Origin of the sequence: Leifsonia sp. A12D58 (assembly GCF_047530025.1) — a bacterium.
GTDB lineage: Bacteria > Actinomycetota > Actinomycetes > Actinomycetales > Microbacteriaceae > Cryobacterium.
Genome location: NZ_JBLJAT010000001.1, coordinates 924409 through 941902 on the forward strand (window position 1 = coordinate 924409; position 17494 = coordinate 941902).

Genomic DNA, 17494 nt, shown 5'->3' on the forward strand with positions numbered 1-17494 from the left:
GCCTATACCGGTCAAGGAGTGCACCAGAGATGGTGGAAGACAACGACAACAAGAAGCGCAAAGGCCTTTTCGGCACTCGCAAAAATTCACGCAAAGCAGCGGTGACACCACCGCCGGTCGAAACACCGGTCGAGGCAGAACCCCAGACAGTGACCCCCATCGACGCTCCGGCGACGGTGACCCCCGTAGAGGCGGCTCCAGTGCAGAAGCCGGTAACGGATGTCATCGAGGCCGACGCAGTCGTGGCTGAAGCAGAAGCGACCGAGGCGCCCGCCGAGGTGAAGGAGCCGGTGCGTCGTCCAACGACGTCGCTGATCTTCCAGGCTCCCGACATCCTGCCGCTGCCGCCGCGCCAGAACGACCGTGACCAGCGTGACCAGCGCGATGATGACGATGAAGAGCCGTCGACGATTCGTCGTCGTGCGCGCCGCCGCAGTGGCGAAGAGAACCGTTCAGGGTCTGATGACCCGGCCAACACTGTCGTCAAGGTGCGTACGCCCCGCGAGCCTGAGCTCATCACTGAGCCGCAGCGCATCAAGGGCTCTACCAGGCTTGAGGCGAAGAAGCAGCGTCGTCGCGACGGCCGCGATGCAGGTCGCCGTCGTCCGGTCATCACCGAGGCTGAGTTCCTTGCTCGCCGCGAGTCCGTCGACCGCGTCATGGTCGTGCGCGCCAAGCACAACAAGATTCAGATCGGTGTTCTCGAGGACGGCGTGCTCGTTGAGCACTACGTTGCCAAGAACCAGGATGCGTCGCTGATCGGCAACGTCTACCTCGGTAAGGTGCAGAATGTGCTGCCCAGCATGGAGGCCGCATTCGTTGACATCGGACGCGGTCGCAATGCTGTGCTCTACTCCGGTGAAGTCGACTGGGATGCCGCAGCCGAGAACTCAGGAAACGCCAGCCAGGCCAGGCGCATCGAGCTCGCGCTCAAGCCGGGCGACAAGGTTCTCGTGCAGGTCACGAAGGACCCCGTCGGTCACAAGGGCGCCAGGCTCACCAGCCAGATTTCTCTGCCGGGCCGCTACCTCGTATACGTGCCGAACGGTTCGATGAATGGAATCAGCCGCAAGCTGCCAGACACCGAGCGCGCCCGCCTGAAGAAGATCCTCAAGGAAGTTCTTCCCGAAAACGTCGGCGTCATTGTCCGCACGGCTGCAGAAGGCGCGACCGACGAGCAGCTCACGCTCGACGTCAACCGCCTCACCGCGCAGTGGGCAGACATCAGCAAGCAGGTTGAAACAGTTCTGGCGCCTGCGCTGCTGCACAGCGAACCCGACCTGCTCATCAAGATCGTCAGGGACGTCTTCAACGAGGACTTCCAGAAGATGGTCATCTCTGGTGACGAGGCTCGCCAGACGATCGAGAACTACCTTCGTCAGGTCGCTCCCGATCTCGTTGAGCGTGTTGAGCGCTACGAGGGCGATGGCGACGCTTTTGATGACTTCCGTATCTCGGAGCAGATTGAGAAGGCTCTCGACCGCAAGGTCTGGCTGCCGTCCGGTGGCTCGCTGGTCATCGACCGCACAGAGGCCATGACCGTTGTCGACGTCAACACCGGCAAGTTCGTCGGCTCAGGCGGAAACCTCGAAGAGACTGTCACCAAGAACAACCTCGAAGCTGCAGAAGAGATCGTTCGCCAGCTGCGTCTGCGCGACATCGGCGGCATCATCGTCGTCGACTTCATTGACATGGTTCTCGAATCGAACCGCGACCTCGTGTCGCGCCGTCTGATTGAGTGCCTCAGCCGTGACCGCACGAAGCACCAGGTTGCCGAGGTCACGTCGCTCGGTCTGGTGCAGATGACGCGCAAGAAACTGGGCCTTGGCCTTCTCGAGTCGTTCAGCGAGAACTGTGAAGCCTGTGCAGGCCGTGGAATCATCGTGCACCACGATCCCGTCGTCAAGCACCGCCAGACCGCACAGCCGCCGCAGGAACGTCGTCCCCGCAGCAAGTCGGGTGGCAACGGCAATAACCAGGCCTCCAACAACAACGGTGGTAACAACAACGGTGGCGGCCGGGGTAACTCAAATTCCAACGCCAACGCCAACTCCAACTCCAATGGCAGCGCAGGCAATGGGGCAAGTGAGGCCAGCGCCAACGGTCACACGCAGTCTGCAGTCGGCACCCACGGAATCACCGAGGATGCAAAGCACGCACTCGCCCTGATTGCCGCGCGCACCATCCCGCACACCGGTGCCATCACGCTTCCGAGCGCAGAGGCAGTGCAGAAGGATGCAGCCAAGACGGATGCAGCCAAGGCGGATGCCGTGACAGCTGAAGCCACAACGGATGCAGCCGAGAAGTCGGCAGAGGTTCCGTCGCGTCGCCAGGAGCGCACCAGGTCGCCTCGCGGCGAGTCGGGGCGCGCCCAGCGGTCACAGGCAGCCGCTGATAAGGCTGGCGTTGAGAAGGCTGGCGTTGAGAAGGCTGAAGCTGCAGCAGTCGTCACGAAGCCAGAGGTGACCACGGGGTCGGCGACCGAGCCGGTGCCTGCCACCATCCTCGACATTCCCGTCACCACGTCTGCACGCAATAAGCGTCCGGTAAGCAAGCAGGTCACCGACCAGCTGCTCGATTCGGTTCTTGAAGCCTTGCCTGAGCCCAAGCAGCCGGGACAGGGCCGTTCGCGCAGTCGTCGAGTCTCGACCTCCGGCTTGTCAACCGCAGGGTCCAACCCTGTTGTGACCAAGCAGGGTTCAGACGACTAACTCTCAATCGCTGTCGTAACCGACCGCTTCGGCCCCTGGCTGAAGCGGTCGGTTGTTTAACGGCAGGTTCGCAGCTTGGAGTGATCTGTCCCCGTCACGGTGCGTCAGTGCGCGCGACGAGCGCGCTCAGCGCGTTCCTTGCCGCTCACTCGGAGCCCGCTTGCCTGTAAGCGACGAACGAGGTCCCGATATGAGACCGGAAGGGCTCCAGCGGCCACGAGGGCCTTATGGCGGGCAGCTGGGACGTCATAATGGTCAAGATCGAAGCTCCGACGAGGCAGATTATTGGCCTCGGCGAACGAATGCAGCTCTTCAAGTGACGTGTCACTGACTAAATGTGACCAGAATGTGCCGTGAGCGGGCCAGTCGGCACTGTCTATGAGCACTGTCATGGCATCATTGTAAGGAAGGCGATAGTGCGCAAGCACGATTCGCCCTCAGTTTGACCGGGACCCCCGGATCAGATAAAGTTGACCGTTGGTGTGCGCTGGGTGTCATCTCGCGCGTTTGCCAAGGTTTCCTGGTTGCATTGAACTGATTTGGTTGTGCAGCCCAGTAACTTTCCATAATAGGAATCGGAGCCCCAGGGGCTCCCCAGAGATAGGTACGTAAAGTGGTTTACGCAGTTGTGCGCGCCGGTGGCCGGCAGGAGAAGGTAGAGGTCGGCACCATCGTAACGATGGACCGAATCAAGGCTGACAAGGACGGCAACGTCGAGCTGGCCGCTGTGCTTCTCGTCGACGGCGACTCCATCACGTCTGACTCGAAGTCGCTGGCTAAGGTCAAGGTCACCGCCGAGGTTCTTAACGACCTCCGTGGCCCGAAGATCGTTATCCAGAAGTTCAAGAACAAGACTGGTTACAAGAAGCGTCAGGGGCACCGTCAGGAGCTCACGCGCGTCAAGGTAACTGGCATCGCCTAAGGCCTGAGGAGAAGAACAGATGGCACACAAGAAGGGTGCGAGTTCCACTCGCAACGGTCGTGACTCAAACGCACAGCGCCTCGGCGTGAAGCGCTTCGGTGGTCAGGTTGTCAGCGCGGGCGAGATCATCGTCCGTCAGCGCGGCACTCACTTCCACCCCGGCGTCAACGTCGGCCGTGGCGGCGACGACACACTGTTCGCTCTCGAGGCTGGCTCGGTCCAGTTCGGTGCGAAGGGCGGCCGCAAGGTTGTCAACATCGTGGTGGCTGCCGAGTAGGCATCCATAGCTTTTCAAAGGTGAGGGCGGGCTTCGGCTCGCCCTTACTTGTTTTCGCCACCTGAAAGGGGCAATTCATGGCCACATTCGTCGACCAGGTCACGCTGCACTTGCGAGCGGGCAACGGAGGCAACGGCTGTGTCTCGGTAAAGCGCGAGAAGTTCAAGCCTCTTGCCGGCCCCGATGGGGGTAACGGTGGTAGCGGTGGAGACATCACGCTCATCGCTGACCCGCAGGTGACAACACTTCTCGGCTTCCACCGAGCACCGCACCGCAGCTCCGCAAACGGCGGCCCAGGAATGGGTGACCACCGCAACGGCTACAGCAGCGATGAAGTAGAACTTCTCGTTCCGCTCGGCACCGTCGTCAAGGACGCCGAAGGAAACGTACTCGCCGACATGACCGAGCCTGGTTTCCGGCTCGTTGTCGCACCCGGCGGCCAGGGCGGCCTCGGCAACGCGGCACTCGCGACACTCAAGCGCAAGGCCCCAGGCTTCGCGCTCCTTGGAACTCTCGGCTGGGAAGGCGATGTCTTCCTCGAGCTGAAGACAGTTGCCGATGTCGCGCTTGTCGGTTACCCGTCGGCCGGCAAATCAAGCCTCGTCGCCTCGATCTCGGCCGCTCGGCCTAAGATCGCCGACTACCCGTTCACCACTCTTCAGCCGAACCTCGGTGTGGTGCAGGCGGGCGATGCCCGCTACACGGTCGCCGACGTTCCTGGCCTCATTGAGGGCGCCAGTGAGGGCAAGGGTCTCGGGCTCGAGTTCCTGCGTCACGTCGAACGCTGCACCGCCCTGCTGCACGTCCTTGACTGCGCAACCCTTGACCCGGGCCGCGATCCGCTCAGCGACCTGGAAATCATCAAGACAGAGCTGGCTGCCTACCCGGTACCCGAAGGACAGAAGCCGCTCCTCGAGCGCCCGCAGCTGATCGCCCTGAACAAGATCGACGTGCCCGAAGCTCGTGAGCTTGCCGAATTCGTGCGTGCCGATCTCGAAGAGATGGGCTACCGCGTCTTCCTGATCTCCACGGCGACGCACGAGGGCTTGAAGCAGCTGAACTACGCACTCGCCGAAACGGTTGAGGTGGGTCGCCAGGAGGCCGCTGCCCTTGCAGCAGTCAAGCCGCGCATCGTGTTGCGTCCGAAGGCTGTCGACGACGGCGGTTTCGTCGTCAAGGTCGAGGGTGGCTCGTTCGGTAACATCTTCCGTATCCTCGGCACGAAGCCTGAGCGATGGATTCAGCAGACAGACTTCAAGAACGATGAGGCCGTCGGATTCCTCGCTGACCGCCTGGCCAAGCTGGGTATCGAAGACGAATTGTTCAAGGCAGGAGCCGTTGCTGGTTCCACCGTCATCATCGGCCCTGGCAACGGTGTCGTCTTCGACTGGGAGCCCACGCTGACGTCGACGGCAGAGCTCATCACCGCTCCTCGTGGAACCGATGCGCGACTCGACGATTCACGCAGGCGCACAAGCAACGAGCGTCGCGAGACGTACTTCGGTCGCATGGACGCCAAGGCAGCAGCCCGCGCAGAGCTCATCCGTGAGCGCGAAGCTGGTCTGTGGCACAGCGAGGGCGAAGAGTTCAGTGGCGCCCTGTATATCGCGGGGCAGTCAGATGAGACTCCGGCCGACGCCGAACTCGATGGCTCCGAGCAGTCAGCGGATGTCGTTGCAGATGGTGTCGTTGCAGACGGTGTCGAATCAGATGCTGAATCGGTTGACGCTTCCGATGCAGACGTCGATGGCAGCGAATCGAAGAGTGTGAGCGTGGAGGGCGAAGCCGAGTGAGCATCCTCGAGCGGGATCAGGTCGCGGCCGCAGCGCGCATAGTCGTCAAAGTCGGATCTTCTTCGATCAGCGGCGAAAACGCCGGCCAGATTGCCCCGCTCGTTGATGCGCTTGCCGCGTCACACGCCAGAGGAGCCCAGATTGTTCTGGTCTCCTCTGGCGCCATCGCCACGGGAATGCCGTATCTGCACCTCAATGGGCGTCCGACAGACCTTGCGACTCAACAGGCTGCGGCCTCGGTTGGCCAGAACGTCTTGATCTACCGTTACCAGGACAGCCTTGACCGCTACAGCATCGTTGCAGGTCAGGTACTCCTCACCGCGGGCGACCTGGAGAATCCGTCGCACCGCAGCAACGCGCAGCGTGCAATGGACCGGCTGCTCGACCTGCGCATCCTTCCCATCGTGAACGAGAACGACACCGTCGCCACTCACGAGATCCGCTTCGGCGACAACGATCGCCTGGCCGCAATGGTCGCCACACTCATCAAGGCCGACCTCCTCGTTTTGCTCAGCGACGTCGACGCGCTCTACACCAAGCCGCCGCACCTTCCAGGGGCGACGCGTATCCACTCGGTTCGTCATGGAGATGAGCTTCCCGGCGTTGAATTCGGGGCGACGAGCGCCGACGGTGTTGGTACAGGGGGAGCGGTCACGAAGGTGTCTGCTGCTCGTATCGCAGCGGATGCCGGCACAGCTGTTCTCGTGACGGCCACCAGCCTTGTCGCAGAGGCGCTCAGGGGCGACGCTGTCGGCACATGGTTCGAGCCCACAGATCGCCGGACACTCCCGTAAACTTGCGGCATGTCGCAGACTGAGTCTTCCGCAACCGTACTCACCCCCATTCTCGATGCAGCTCGCGTCGCATCACTGTCGCTGGTGACAGCCACGACGCAGCAGAAGAACAGCGCGCTTCTGGCGATCGCTGAGCAGCTGCGGGGTAACGTTGCGTACATCATCGACGCCAATGCGCTCGATCTGGCGAACGGCCTGGCCAACGGCCTGGGCGACGGCCTGCTTGACCGCCTGACACTTGATGCCGCCCGGATAGAGTCGCTTGCTGAAGCCGTGACGTCCATCGCCGCCCTCGGTGATCCCGTCGGTGAAGTCGTACGAGGCAGCAGCCTTCCGAACGGTGTCAAGATCAGCCAGGTGCGGGTGCCATTCGGCGTAATCGGTGCCATCTATGAGGCGCGACCGAACGTCACTGTCGACATCGCGGCGCTGGCACTCAAGAGCGGGAACGCTGTTGTGCTCCGGGGCGGATCCGCCGCCGAAAACAGCAATCGCGTGCTCGTCACCCTGATCCAGGCCGCGCTGGCCTCCGTTGACCTGCCTGCCGAGAGCGTGCAGACGATCGATCAGTTCGGGCGAGAGGGCGCAACGCTGCTGATGCAGGCACGCGGCGCAGTCGATGTCCTGATCCCGCGGGGGAGTGCCAACCTGATCAACACCGTTGTGTCCGAATCCAAGGTTCCCGTCATTGAAACCGGTGCCGGCATCGTCCACATCTTCCTCGATGAATCGGCGACGACGCAGTGGGCTGTCGACATCGTGCACAACTCCAAGGTGCAGCGCCCGAGCGTCTGCAACGCTCTCGAGACTCTGCTCGTGCACGAGGCAGCAGCGGAGCGCCTGATTCCCGCGGTCCTCGCCAGGCTCGCTGCATCCGGGGTCACGATCCACGCCGACGATCGTGCCCGAGCGCTCTACCCGGACGCTGTGGCTGCGACCGACGACGATTGGGCCACCGAGTACATGTCACTCGACCTGGCCGTGCGGGTCGTCGACTCCCTCGATGACGCGATTGACCACATCCGTACGTACTCGACGAAGCACACCGAATCGATCATCACGAACGACCTGGCGAACGCGGAGCGATTCCTGAACGAGGTGGATTCTGCTGCAGTGATGGTCAACGCTTCGACACGATTTACCGACGGCGGCGAATTCGGTTTTGGTGCTGAAGTGGGAATTTCAACCCAGAAACTGCACGCACGCGGCCCGATGGGACTGGCCGAATTGACCAGCACTAAGTGGATTGTGCGTGGCACCGGACAGGTGCGCGCCTAGGCAACACTAGAATGGTTCGGTGGCGTAAGCCTCGACCGTGTGTGTGAATGGAGAATCCCCATGTCATTCGTGACTACCCTGCTTGCCGAGACCGAGCACGTTTCGCTCCCGATGCCGACGTGGGCATACGGCCTGATCGCGCTTGTGATCTTCATCGCACTCGGAGTCACCCTGTGGACTTACCGTGACGTCGCCAACCGCCACAGCGAAAAGGCTGCGGCCTACGCCAAGGCGCACGGCAACACATCCGGCCACGGCGGCCACTAACCGCTGGTATTCAGGTGACTGAAGCGGGTCGGCGCCCACGCATCGGTGTCATGGGCGGTACGTTCGATCCGATCCACCACGGGCACCTCGTGGCAGCAAGCGAGGTTGCGAAGAGTTTTGACCTCGATGAGGTCGTCTTTGTGCCGACGGGGCAGCCCTGGCAGAAGCACGACGTGACGCGGGCTGAACACCGCTACCTGATGACGGTGATTGCAACGGCATCCAATCCGAGCTTCACCGTGAGTCGGGTCGACATCGACCGCACGGGTCCGACGTACACGATCGACACGCTTCGCGATATTCATCTTGAACGACCGGATGCAGAGCTGTTCTTCATCACCGGAGCGGATGCCATCGCGCAGATTCTGGGTTGGAAAGATGTCCAGGAGCTCTGGGATCTCGCCCATTTCGTGGCTGTGAGTCGACCGGGACATGAGCTGACTGTTTCGGGATTGCCGAACCAAGACGTAAGCTTGTTGGAGGTACCGGCTTTGGCGATCTCTTCGACAGACTGCCGGGCACGGGTGAATCGGGGCTTCCCGGTCTGGTATCTGGTCCCTGATGGGGTCGTCCAGTACATCTCAAAGCATCATTTGTATCGGAGTGTGGCATGACGTTGGGTAACGACCCGCAGCCACTCACGCGGCGGCAGCTACGTGAACAGGCTCGCGGGCAGGAGCCTGCGCAGGCTGCAGATTCGACCGAATCCGTTGAGATCGTTGAATCTGTCGAGTCCGCTGAATCTGTCGAGGCCGTTGACGAGCCAGCGCGCACCCACCCCGCACCGACCGCGCACGACGAAGAAGACTTCGTCCGCGAACGCACGTTGAGCCGTCGTGAGTTGCGTGCCATGCTCGCCGCGCAGAGCGGCATTCCTGCCGAAGACGACGGCGTCGACGATCCGGTAGATCCACTCGGGTCAGCTGACCAGGACGCCACGGCGGGCGAATCTGCTGACGAGGCACGGACGAAGCTCAATCCGCCGATCGGTCACTGGTCTGTTGACCGCGAGGTTGACGAGCACGTGCAAATGGTTGAACGGCCCGCAGGATCGTTCGATCAGCTGATGTCGCGTGGTGTCGGTGCCGGTGGTATCCCCACAACGACCAACGCACTCATACTTCCCGCGATTCCACAGCAGGGAACGGCATCCGGACCGCTCACGAGCACGGGTGAGATCCTGATCACAGGATCGATCGATCTTCCGCGCAGTCTCGGATCGACGGGTCAGCATCCTGATCACTTTGATTCTGCGGACGTCGATCACATGCTCGACCAGCTCGATGAGGGCGTTTCTACGAGTTCTGTCGCTCCCGTGAGCGCCAGCAAGGCTGTGAGTACCCACACATCGACGCGTGGCGTCATGACGCCACCCAAGAAGAGCAGCGCGTCAGTCCCGATGATCCTGTCGATAACCGCGGCGGTTCTTGCCGTCGGTGTGATTGCACTGGTCTTCGCTGGATACCTGTTCAAGATTTTCTAATGCACCACCTTTCACCCCGCACGCTCCAGTCGTGCACAATGACACTGAGGTTTACCCGATGACTGCAACTACCCACGCTCTCGAGCTTCTCAAGGTGGCCGTCGCCGCCGCCGACTCGAAAGCGGGGGAGGACATCATTGCGATCGACGTTTCAGAGCCGCTGCCGCTCACTGACGTCTTCCTGATTGTCACCGGTCGCTCGGAGCGCAACGTCGTTGCAATCGCCGGCGAGATCGAAGACAAGCTGATCGAGTCAGGTACCAAGCCGCTGCGTCGCGAAGGCCGCGCTGAGGGTCGCTGGATCCTGCTCGACTTCGGAGACCTCGTCGTTCACGTCTTCCACGAAGAAGAGCGCGTGTACTACGGCCTTGAGCGTCTGTGGAAGGACTGCCCTGTCGTTCCCGTCGAGCTGCCGACCCGCGAAAGCATGAGCTAGTCTCGGTTTCGTTTTTCTAGGGATCGTGTAGTAATCTAAACAAGTTGTTTCGGAGGAATTCGAAACAAAATGGGTCCATGGCGCAGCCCGGTAGCGCACCTGCATGGCATGCAGGGGGTCAGGGGTTCGAATCCCCTTGGATCCACCATTAGAAGAAAAGCTCGGCACTGTGTGCCGGGCTTTTCTTCGTTTAACAGCGCCACGAAATAGATTCGAAAAAACTTCTTGAATCTTTCTTGAATCTTTTTTCGACCAATCTGGCTGTCTACACTGGCGTGATGCCTGAAGACCCAGCGTCGCGACCGTGCCTGGCTTCTTCTCTGTCAGGAGCAGCACAGCTCGTATACAACCGTTTCACCCGCGCGTGGCATCGAGAACACCCTGATGGCTCGCAGCAGGGGCTGATCGCTGCGTGGCGGCGCTACCGGAGTACGTCGGTCGACGTCCGCGGCCGCATCTAGGCATCAGGGCCGGAAGCGCCATGTCAGCGGCTGGCCACAGCGGCCGACGACCGCTCATGGCCGCTGTAGATCTGCTGACAATCCGTCGCATCGAATTCGCTGTGGTCTGAGAGGAACTTCAGATTCAATAAAATTGAACTCCCTCGACTCTGGAGTGCCTTTTTGTATAGCGTGCCGCCTCAACGTGAATATCGACCCCAGTCCGCCTGGCTGAAGAGCGTCGGATACCTCATCTTCTTCAGCCGTTGGCTGCAGGCACCGCTCTACGTCGGTTTGATCATTGCCCAGCTGATCTATGTCATCGTCTTCATGAACGAGCTATGGCACCTTGCCGTAGAGGTCGCGACCGACTGGTCGCACATCGACGAGTCAGTGATCATGCTCGGCGTTCTCGGCCTGATCGACGTGGTCATGATCGCGAACCTGCTGATCATGGTGATCATCGGAGGCTACGAGACCTTCGTCTCCCGCATCGACATCGACGGCCACCCTGATCAGCCGGAGTGGCTCTCCCATGTCAATGCAAATGTGCTCAAGGTCAAGCTGGCGATGGCCATCATCGGTATCTCCTCAATCCACCTACTGAAGACCTTCATTGGCATCAACGACCTCGGCGCCAACGGAGCGACCACCGCCGTCGACGAGACGACCAACATGACATATACGTCAGAGGGCGTGTTCTGGCAGGTCATCATCCACGTCGTGTTTATCCTGTCTGCACTGGCCCTCGCCTGGATCGACGCCATGTCTCAGCGGATGGAACACGGCCACATCCCGATCGAAAACGGCCTCGCTTCCGGCGGCCACGTCAGTCTTGGCCAGTCGGCCGCGGCCGATGCCGATGCCGAGCCTGCAGCCATCGAGCACTCCTGCACCTGCGGCCGTGACCACAGTGATGCCCACGCGCTGACCGCAGGCGACCGTGCGGGTCAGAACGTCTAAAGACCCATGACCAGCCCTCTCGTGCTTGATCAGGCCGGCCGCTGCCCCTGCCTGAGTGGCGAGGTCTATGGCGCGTGCTGCGGACCGCTTCACAGCGGTGCTGCAGCCGCTCCGACCGCTGAGCGATTGATGCGTTCGCGTTTCACGGCGTTCGCCTGCCACGACAACGCCTATCTCCTGAGCACCTGGGCGGCCTCCACCCGGCCGGCGTCTCTCGAATTTGATGCTGACATCCGTTGGACGCGCCTCGACATCCTGCGGACCGAGCGGGGCGGAATGCTCGACACGGTGGGCATTGTCGAGTTTCGTGCCTACTACCGCATTGATCGCGAGCCGCGCGAGCCGCGCGACCAGCACGAGGTCAGCACCTTTAGCCGCGAAAACGGTCGCTGGGTGTACGAGGGCGAACTCTAACCTCGACAGCCCCGCTCCAGCCCCAAGTCACAGCTGGGGGAATAGTATTCGTGCCGGTACGGTTCAGCGAATAGATGCGTATGCATCTAAATAGTATCCGGCGTCTGCGCCGGAAAAACGCGAGGAGTAGACGAATGGCGCACGAAATCGAATTGGGTCTCGACACCTTTGGTGACGTGACAGTCGACGCGAACGGCGAGATTCTCTCTCAGCCCCAGGTGCTGCGCAATCTTGTTGCCCAGGCCGTGCTTGCCGATCAGGTCGGTGTCGACTTCATCGGTATCGGAGAGCACCACCGCGAAGACTTTGCTGTCTCGGCCCCTGAGGTGGTCCTGGCCGCTATCGCTGGCCAGACCACCCGAATCAGGCTGGGAAGCGCGGTCACTGTGCTGAGTTCAGACGATCCTGTGCGCGTCTACCAGCGCTTTGCCACGCTCGATGCTGTGTCGGGTGGGCGCGCAGAGGTGATACTCGGCCGCGGCTCGTTCACCGAATCATTCCCGCTGTTCGGACTCGACCTCGGTCAGTACGAGACGCTCTTCGAAGAGAAGCTTGAGCTCTTCGCCGAATTGTTGAAGGAAGAACCGGTCACCTGGACGGGCACGACCCGTGCTGCGCTGAACAACCAGAGGGTGTACCCGACGACAGACTCCGGCTCAATCAAGACTTGGGTAGGCGTCGGCGGCAGCCCAGAGTCGGTCATTCGAGCGGCGCACTACGGACTCCCGCTCATGCTCGCCATCATCGGCGGATCCCCCCTCGCCTTCGCGCAGTTCTCTGACCTCTACCACAGGGCCCTCACCCAGTTCGGAAAGCCGATTCAGCCCATCGGCGTGCACTCGCCGGGCTACATCGCCGTGACCGACGAGCAGGCGCGCGAAGAGGCCTGGCCGCACATGAAGGCGATGCAGGATCGGATCGGTCGTGAACGCGGCTGGGGCCCGATGACCAGGGCCGACTTCGACCGCGCAACAGGCCCCGATGGTGCATCATTCGTCGGCTCTCCCGAGACCGTCGCACGCAAGATCGCCAAGGTTGCCACTGCACTTGGATTGAGCCGATTCGACCTCAAATACAGCAACGGCACACTCCCGCACGAGAAGCTCATGACGAGCATCGAATTGTATGGCACCGAGGTTGCGCCTCGCGTGCGCGAGCTGTTGGCTGAGGCTTCCGCCTGACTTGACCCCCTCGTCTGGGGGCCGCACAATGGGGCAACAGCGCATCGAGCAATGGAGTAACAAATGACGGATTTCTTCCCGACCGCAGAGACCAGGGTGCTGCCCCAGAACGCTGACGGCAGAGCCGACGAGACCCAGGTGATTGCTACTCAGGCGGCTGGGGGAGAACCCACGCCGACCGGAGACAATCCGGCCACGGACGATGATCGAACCGAAAACAAGCGTCCGCTGTTCAACGCGAGGGAATGGACGCCACCCAAGGGCGCGCTCGTTGTCGTCGTCGGGATGATCGCGCTTGCGACCGCATTCATCGTCATGTTGTTCGTGGACGTCACCCCGGCAAGCATCAATGCGCTTGCGGTCATCGCGACGCCCATTGCGGTGCTTGTCGCCGCTTACTACGGGATAACGCTCAGTATCCAGCAGGTGCGGAGCGAGCGCGCCGAGAAGGAGCGCGCGATTGCCAGGGCTGAAGCCGCAGATATCGCCAGTCGTGAGAGCGAGGTCTGGGCGGCTCAACTCGAAGCAGGGCTCCGCGTGGCAATGGTCAAGATGTCGTCAGCTGGCATTGGGACAGACGAGGTCACCAAGGCTGCAGGAACACCAGAGGGCTTCTTCTAACCAGAGTGATCCCACAAGGGCGGACAGCGCAAGCTGTCCGCCCTTGTTGTTATTGCGCGCCACTTCGAGATTTTTGCTGTCTCGCCCACGGCCACGTGATTGACGATACGGAAAACCGCATGGCTTCACGCGGTATCAGATCCGGCGCCGCTTCGGACAGGTTGGTTTCAGTCGAGGGCGGCAGAGCCACGCGCCGGGTAATCGGGCGGCAAGTAGTCCCTGACCGTGAGTGTGTACATCGCCGGCATATCCCACGCGCCGGGGACCTCAATCTCTTGGGTCGATGCTCCTGGATCAATCGCGGAAATCTCATATCCGTCCTCGGAGGAGTCCCAGTGGCCATCTGCATCCTGCACCAGTGTGTCCTGCTTCAGGTACAGACGGAGGTCCGTTGCGTCTCCGGTCTGGAAGTTCTTGAGCACGATCCAAACTGAACCGTCCTTCCGGCGCTGGATATCGACGGTGCCGGTGGTTTCTACTGCCTGCGATACGAACTCCCCGCTGAGAGGCAGTTGCTGGTCGAACTCGCTTAGCTCAGGTGTTTCGGCGGTTGCGGATGCAATCGGAGAGCTTGAGGCGGGCGCCTGTTGCGACGAAACAGGACTGGACGCAAACGCGCATCCGCCCGACAACATCGTGACCGGAATTCCGACCGCGCCAACCCATCGAAATGCCCGTATCCGCCCCATACGACCACCCTAGATGCCCACGCCGCATCAACCGGCGATTCGAGGCAAGCGAGGAAGCAGCGGGACGCCTGAATAGGCAGCGCATTCGGCTAGCGGATAGGCGGACGCCCTGTCAGGCCTTTCGCAATGGATCTGATCTGTGACAGCACCAGTTTCACGTTGGCGCGCTCGAGTGTTTCTGGTCGGGCGAGGCAGTCGATGTATCGGCCGAGCCCGGGATGGGCAAGTTGGCGGAGGACCAGTTCGGGATGGTCGTGGAGGTTGTTCGTGTACCGGGGCATCAGCGCGATGCACCCACTAGCGGCGACAACAGCGGCAGCGACGAGGAACTCGTTGATGCGATGCATGATGCGCGCCTCGCTGCCGCCGATGCCCGCAATCACTGTGAGAGCTTGCTCGAGTGGGAAACCCTCGTGCACGGCAACCCATGCCTCGTCGCGGAGATCCGCTGGTTCGATCGAGGCTTTCGCTGCCAGCGGGTGGTCGCGTCGGACGACGATGTCCAGGGGCTCAAACAGGAGCGGTTCCACGCGCACTGACGCCGGCCATGACGGGCTGCCGACCAGCCGGTGCGCGAGGACGAGGTCGTGGCCCGAGGTGAGGGGGGGGAAACGCTCTTGTGCCACGTCGAAATCGCTCAGACTGACGCGCGGCTGATCCGGGCTGTTCAACGCGGTGATAAGCGGACCGAACACCGCCAAGCCCGCACTGTGGAAAGCCGCCACTGAAACAGGGCCCGACCGGTCGCCCTGAAAACCTGCCACTGCCTGTCCGGCGCGTTCGAGCGCCACTTCGACGTCGATCGCCGCCACCGCCAGCGCCCGCCCCGCATCGGTGAGTGCCGTTCGTCGTCCGTCCTTGAACGTCAATGGGGCGGACGAGTGACGTTGCAATGCGCTGATCTGCTGTGAGACCGACGACGGTGTTACGTGCAGAGCCGCCGCGACGGCGGCAATGCTGCCCCGATCACTCAACTCTCTCAAAGCGCGAAGCTGGCCCAGTTCCATAAGTTCAAACTAAACCATTCGTCACGAAAGTCCTGTCTTGTCTTGTGCAAGGTTGAGCCGAACCATGGAGGAGTGACTACTTTTCTGACCCGATTCCGCGTCGACCTGCTCCTGCTCCTCGTTGCCGCCTCGTGGGGATCGACGTACCTCGCGGCCAAAGAACTTGTCTCTCCGAGTTCTGTGGTGGCACTCCTGGCGCTACGCATGCTGCTCGCCGCGGCCATCATGGCGGCAATCGTGGCCGCTCGGCGCAACCGTGTCACCGCTCCGGAACTGCGCGTGGGTGCGACCCTCGGACTATTGCTGGCCGCCGTGTTTACCTTCGAAACCTTCGGGATATCCCACACCTCGGCCACGAATGCCGGACTTATCATCAGCCTGACGATCGTGTTCACCCCAATTCTTGAATCCATCGCATCCGGTCGGCGGCTGCCCGGCAGGTTCTTCCTCGCCGCCATGATTGCCGTCATGGGGGTCGTACTTCTCGCCGGTAACGGCGCACTCCGCCCGCCGACTCTCGGCGACTTGCTTGTCCTTATTGCCGCAATCGTTCGCGCAGTCCACGTCACGTCGATGCATAAGCTCACTACCGAAAAGCCGATGGACTCGCTTCATCTCACGACGGTGCAACTAGCCACATGCGCGGCACTCTTCTCGGCGACATCACTGTTTTACGGCGACTCAATCCCGCACTTCCTCACGCAGCTCGACCCTGGACGCGGAATGCTCTTCCTGTACCTTGTTCTCGCTTGCACGGTCTTCGCCTTCTTTGTGCAAACCTGGGCGGTCAGGCGCACATCACCATCGAGAGTCAGCCTCCTCCTCGGGACCGAGCCCATCTGGGCCGCAATCATCGGAATCGCGATCGCCCACGACAGCGTGGGACTTGTCGGATATTGCGGTATCGCCCTCATCCTCGCCGGAACAGCGTGGGGTCGCTCCGTCGAGCAAGGCCACCGCCTCGCGGTCCACCCACCCGACCGCCAAGGGCCGACAGCTGTACCTGCATGAAATTTGGGTCTTTTTCTGGGCTCCGTTTCCGCAAGCCGGACGTCCGCAGAGACGCATGCAGACCGTTTCGCCACCGAGACAATCGTTTGGGCCGTCAATCCCGTATGGTCCGTCCGAGAAAATTCCCGGGCATGGGTCATCAAACGGACACATAAAAGCTGTCTTGGAACCCTGCGGATGCAAGTCAGGTCCGGATGGCTGGGCCTCCACATTCAGCGGTGCTGCGAACCCAGACAAAGTCTGTGGTAATTTCTGCGGCCACGGAGCCGGCGGCCTAGTAGGCCTTGATGGTGCCCTGTTCAGACGGGTCGCTGAGCTATTGGGCTGTAATGTGGGCCGCCGCGACACGGCGATAGCCTGCCGATCGCAGCATGGCATCGGGCGGAGTTATGATGCAGGAGTGCTTGGTCCTGCCGAGAAATCGCTCCGAGCATCGGCGCAGACCTGCAGATCGGCTGGTGCGTCGATGCCCGGCCCAGCACCGTCCGATGTGACGAGCACCCGGACTGTTGTCGCGGTCGTCGGTGTGCAGTCGTACGTGCCCACTTCCGTGAGGAGCGCTTGTACCTCGGCCGACTCGCCCGGGGCGAGAGCCCCGGGCTCGGGGTCGGCGATGCCCATCATCTTGTCGTCCCTGCTGGTGAGTAGGGTGCCGTCGGCGCCGAGCAACAGCACCCCGGGCCACCCGTAGTACGAGCAGGATTGCTCCGACACGTTTGTGAGCACGATCACGAACCCGTCCCGATCTGCCTCCGAAAGGTCGGGTCGGTCCACGAGCTCGGCGGCGAGTTGCTCGTCCTGACACCGATCGTTGGGCCAAACAGGATCCGCTGCCTCATTCTGCGGGGTCGCAGTCGGAGTCGCAGTCGGAGTCGCAGTCGACGTCAGCGCGCTGGCCGGCGATGATGCCGGAGTTTCGGCAGCCGCGGCGGCGCAGCCAAGCAGCGCAAGAACGGGGAGTGTGAACAGCGCGGCGAGGGCGGCGCGGCCATTTCGGGTCTTCAGCATGCGACGAATCCTTTGAACGAAACGGACAGAACTGAGGCGGTCTATGACAACTGTCTCGTTGACAGCGTCCGGATCTGAGGAAATGGTCCCTCGCAGTGCAGATCACCAGCTGCCCCGCCTGTAGCTGCAACGATCGAGAGCGAAACTCGCTCCGCGTCCCTATCCTCCCAGCGCGCTGTAACCGGCTTCGCCTCCGAAA

Annotated in this window: 19 protein-coding genes and 1 tRNA gene; 16 read left to right on the forward strand and 4 right to left on the reverse strand. The window is 61.7% G+C overall.

From position 1 onward, the window contains the following. Window positions 1-29 precede the first annotated feature (29 nt). Window positions 30-2711, forward strand: a complete 2682-nt coding sequence (locus ACMT3I_RS04505; RefSeq protein ID WP_414803235.1) for an Rne/Rng family ribonuclease — start codon at window positions 30-32, stop codon at window positions 2709-2711. A 104-nt stretch (window positions 2712-2815) separates the two neighbouring features. On the opposite strand, the gene ACMT3I_RS04510 is transcribed toward ACMT3I_RS04505, so the two are convergent. Beyond that, window positions 2816-3103 carry a DUF4031 domain-containing protein gene (locus tag ACMT3I_RS04510; RefSeq protein ID WP_414803236.1) on the reverse strand — a complete coding sequence of 96 codons (288 nt, stop codon included), beginning with the start codon at window positions 3101-3103 and terminating at the stop codon, window positions 2816-2818. A gap of 221 nt (window positions 3104-3324) precedes the next feature. Between ACMT3I_RS04510 and rplU the strand changes: the two genes are divergently transcribed. From rplU to ACMT3I_RS04580, 14 genes are all read left to right on the forward strand, one after another. Beyond that, complete coding sequence (rplU, locus tag ACMT3I_RS04515) at window positions 3325-3633, forward strand: 50S ribosomal protein L21 (protein WP_414803237.1); 309 nt, start codon at window positions 3325-3327, stop codon at window positions 3631-3633. Between the two features lie 19 nt (window positions 3634-3652). Next, window positions 3653-3910 (forward strand): 50S ribosomal protein L27, encoded by a 258-nt coding sequence (gene rpmA, locus ACMT3I_RS04520; protein WP_092323831.1) that lies wholly within the window; start codon window positions 3653-3655, stop codon window positions 3908-3910. Window positions 3911-3987: 77 nt separating this feature from the next. Next, window positions 3988-5703: a GTPase ObgE gene (gene obgE, locus ACMT3I_RS04525; RefSeq protein ID WP_414803238.1), complete on the forward strand. Its 1716-nt coding sequence runs from the start codon at window positions 3988-3990 to the stop codon at window positions 5701-5703. Next, window positions 5700-6497: a glutamate 5-kinase gene (gene proB / locus ACMT3I_RS04530; protein WP_414803239.1), complete on the forward strand. Its 798-nt coding sequence runs from the start codon at window positions 5700-5702 to the stop codon at window positions 6495-6497. The genes obgE and proB overlap by 4 nt, the downstream gene beginning before the upstream one ends. A 9-nt stretch (window positions 6498-6506) precedes the next feature. Continuing rightward, complete coding sequence (locus tag ACMT3I_RS04535) at window positions 6507-7775, forward strand: glutamate-5-semialdehyde dehydrogenase (protein WP_414803240.1); 1269 nt, start codon at window positions 6507-6509, stop codon at window positions 7773-7775. Between the two features lie 60 nt (window positions 7776-7835). Then, on the forward strand, window positions 7836-8042 hold the full coding sequence (locus ACMT3I_RS04540) for a hypothetical protein (RefSeq protein ID WP_414803241.1): 207 nt from the start codon (window positions 7836-7838) through the stop codon (window positions 8040-8042). A gap of 14 nt (window positions 8043-8056) precedes the next feature. Further along, complete coding sequence (gene nadD, locus ACMT3I_RS04545; protein ID WP_414803242.1) at window positions 8057-8656, forward strand: nicotinate-nucleotide adenylyltransferase; 600 nt, start codon at window positions 8057-8059, stop codon at window positions 8654-8656. After that, a complete protein-coding gene (locus ACMT3I_RS04550; protein WP_414803243.1) occupies window positions 8653-9525 on the forward strand; it encodes a hypothetical protein in 873 nt (290 codons plus the stop codon). Before nadD ends, ACMT3I_RS04550 begins: the two co-directional genes overlap by 4 nt. A gap of 58 nt (window positions 9526-9583) precedes the next feature. Further along, on the forward strand, window positions 9584-9961 hold the full coding sequence (gene rsfS / locus ACMT3I_RS04555) for a ribosome silencing factor (RefSeq protein ID WP_414803244.1): 378 nt from the start codon (window positions 9584-9586) through the stop codon (window positions 9959-9961). A gap of 71 nt (window positions 9962-10032) precedes the next feature. After that, a tRNA-Ala gene (locus tag ACMT3I_RS04560) sits at window positions 10033-10109 on the forward strand. A gap of 484 nt (window positions 10110-10593) precedes the next feature. After that, window positions 10594-11364, forward strand: coding sequence for a TIGR00645 family protein (locus tag ACMT3I_RS04565; RefSeq protein ID WP_414803245.1), 771 nt, complete (start codon window positions 10594-10596; stop codon window positions 11362-11364). Window positions 11365-11370: 6 nt separating this feature from the next. Next, entirely contained in the window at window positions 11371-11778 is a 408-nt protein-coding gene (locus tag ACMT3I_RS04570) for a YchJ family protein (protein WP_414803246.1), read from the forward strand. Between the two features lie 134 nt (window positions 11779-11912). Then, on the forward strand, window positions 11913-12959 hold the full coding sequence (locus ACMT3I_RS04575; RefSeq protein ID WP_414803247.1) for an LLM class flavin-dependent oxidoreductase: 1047 nt from the start codon (window positions 11913-11915) through the stop codon (window positions 12957-12959). Between the two features lie 63 nt (window positions 12960-13022). Next, entirely contained in the window at window positions 13023-13580 is a 558-nt protein-coding gene (locus ACMT3I_RS04580; protein WP_414803248.1) for a hypothetical protein, read from the forward strand. A 167-nt stretch (window positions 13581-13747) separates the two neighbouring features. Here ACMT3I_RS04580 and ACMT3I_RS04585 read toward each other — a convergent pair whose 3' ends face one another. Next, the gene (locus ACMT3I_RS04585) at window positions 13748-14269 is read right to left on the reverse strand and encodes a hypothetical protein (protein ID WP_414803249.1); all 522 of its coding nucleotides are present in this window, start codon (window positions 14267-14269) and stop codon (window positions 13748-13750) included. Window positions 14270-14358: 89 nt separating this feature from the next. Further along, window positions 14359-15276 carry a LysR family transcriptional regulator gene (locus ACMT3I_RS04590; protein ID WP_414803250.1) on the reverse strand — a complete coding sequence of 306 codons (918 nt, stop codon included), beginning with the start codon at window positions 15274-15276 and terminating at the stop codon, window positions 14359-14361. A gap of 72 nt (window positions 15277-15348) precedes the next feature. Here ACMT3I_RS04590 and ACMT3I_RS04595 point away from each other — a divergent pair, with 72 nt between their 5' ends. Next, window positions 15349-16287 (forward strand): DMT family transporter, encoded by a 939-nt coding sequence (locus ACMT3I_RS04595; RefSeq protein ID WP_414803251.1) that lies wholly within the window; start codon window positions 15349-15351, stop codon window positions 16285-16287. A 387-nt stretch (window positions 16288-16674) separates the two neighbouring features. Here ACMT3I_RS04595 and ACMT3I_RS04600 read toward each other — a convergent pair whose 3' ends face one another. Next, window positions 16675-17295, reverse strand: a complete 621-nt coding sequence (locus ACMT3I_RS04600) for a DUF4232 domain-containing protein (protein ID WP_414803252.1) — start codon at window positions 17293-17295, stop codon at window positions 16675-16677. Window positions 17296-17494: the final 199 nt, after the last annotated feature.

What these genes read in the sequence shown, in the direction of transcription:
- ACMT3I_RS04570 (WP_414803246.1), top strand. Translation starts at nt 11,371, where the DNA reads ATGACCAGCCCTCTCGTGCTTGATCAGGCCGGCCGCTGCCCCTGCCTG.
- ACMT3I_RS04550 (WP_414803243.1), top strand. Translation starts at nt 8,653, where the DNA reads ATGACGTTGGGTAACGACCCGCAGCCACTCACGCGGCGGCAGCTACGT.
- ACMT3I_RS04575 (WP_414803247.1), top strand. Translation starts at nt 11,913, where the DNA reads ATGGCGCACGAAATCGAATTGGGTCTCGACACCTTTGGTGACGTGACA.
- ACMT3I_RS04600 (WP_414803252.1), bottom strand. Translation starts at nt 17,295, where the DNA reads ATGCTGAAGACCCGAAATGGCCGCGCCGCCCTCGCCGCGCTGTTCACA.
- ACMT3I_RS04535 (WP_414803240.1), top strand. Translation starts at nt 6,507, where the DNA reads ATGTCGCAGACTGAGTCTTCCGCAACCGTACTCACCCCCATTCTCGAT.
- obgE (WP_414803238.1), top strand. Translation starts at nt 3,988, where the DNA reads ATGGCCACATTCGTCGACCAGGTCACGCTGCACTTGCGAGCGGGCAAC.
- rsfS (WP_414803244.1), top strand. Translation starts at nt 9,584, where the DNA reads ATGACTGCAACTACCCACGCTCTCGAGCTTCTCAAGGTGGCCGTCGCC.
- ACMT3I_RS04540 (WP_414803241.1), top strand. Translation starts at nt 7,836, where the DNA reads ATGTCATTCGTGACTACCCTGCTTGCCGAGACCGAGCACGTTTCGCTC.
- ACMT3I_RS04585 (WP_414803249.1), bottom strand. Translation starts at nt 14,269, where the DNA reads ATGGGGCGGATACGGGCATTTCGATGGGTTGGCGCGGTCGGAATTCCG.
- ACMT3I_RS04510 (WP_414803236.1), bottom strand. Translation starts at nt 3,103, where the DNA reads ATGACAGTGCTCATAGACAGTGCCGACTGGCCCGCTCACGGCACATTC.
- ACMT3I_RS04590 (WP_414803250.1), bottom strand. Translation starts at nt 15,276, where the DNA reads ATGGAACTGGGCCAGCTTCGCGCTTTGAGAGAGTTGAGTGATCGGGGC.
- ACMT3I_RS04505 (WP_414803235.1), top strand. Translation starts at nt 30, where the DNA reads ATGGTGGAAGACAACGACAACAAGAAGCGCAAAGGCCTTTTCGGCACT.
- rpmA (WP_092323831.1), top strand. Translation starts at nt 3,653, where the DNA reads ATGGCACACAAGAAGGGTGCGAGTTCCACTCGCAACGGTCGTGACTCA.
- ACMT3I_RS04580 (WP_414803248.1), top strand. Translation starts at nt 13,023, where the DNA reads ATGACGGATTTCTTCCCGACCGCAGAGACCAGGGTGCTGCCCCAGAAC.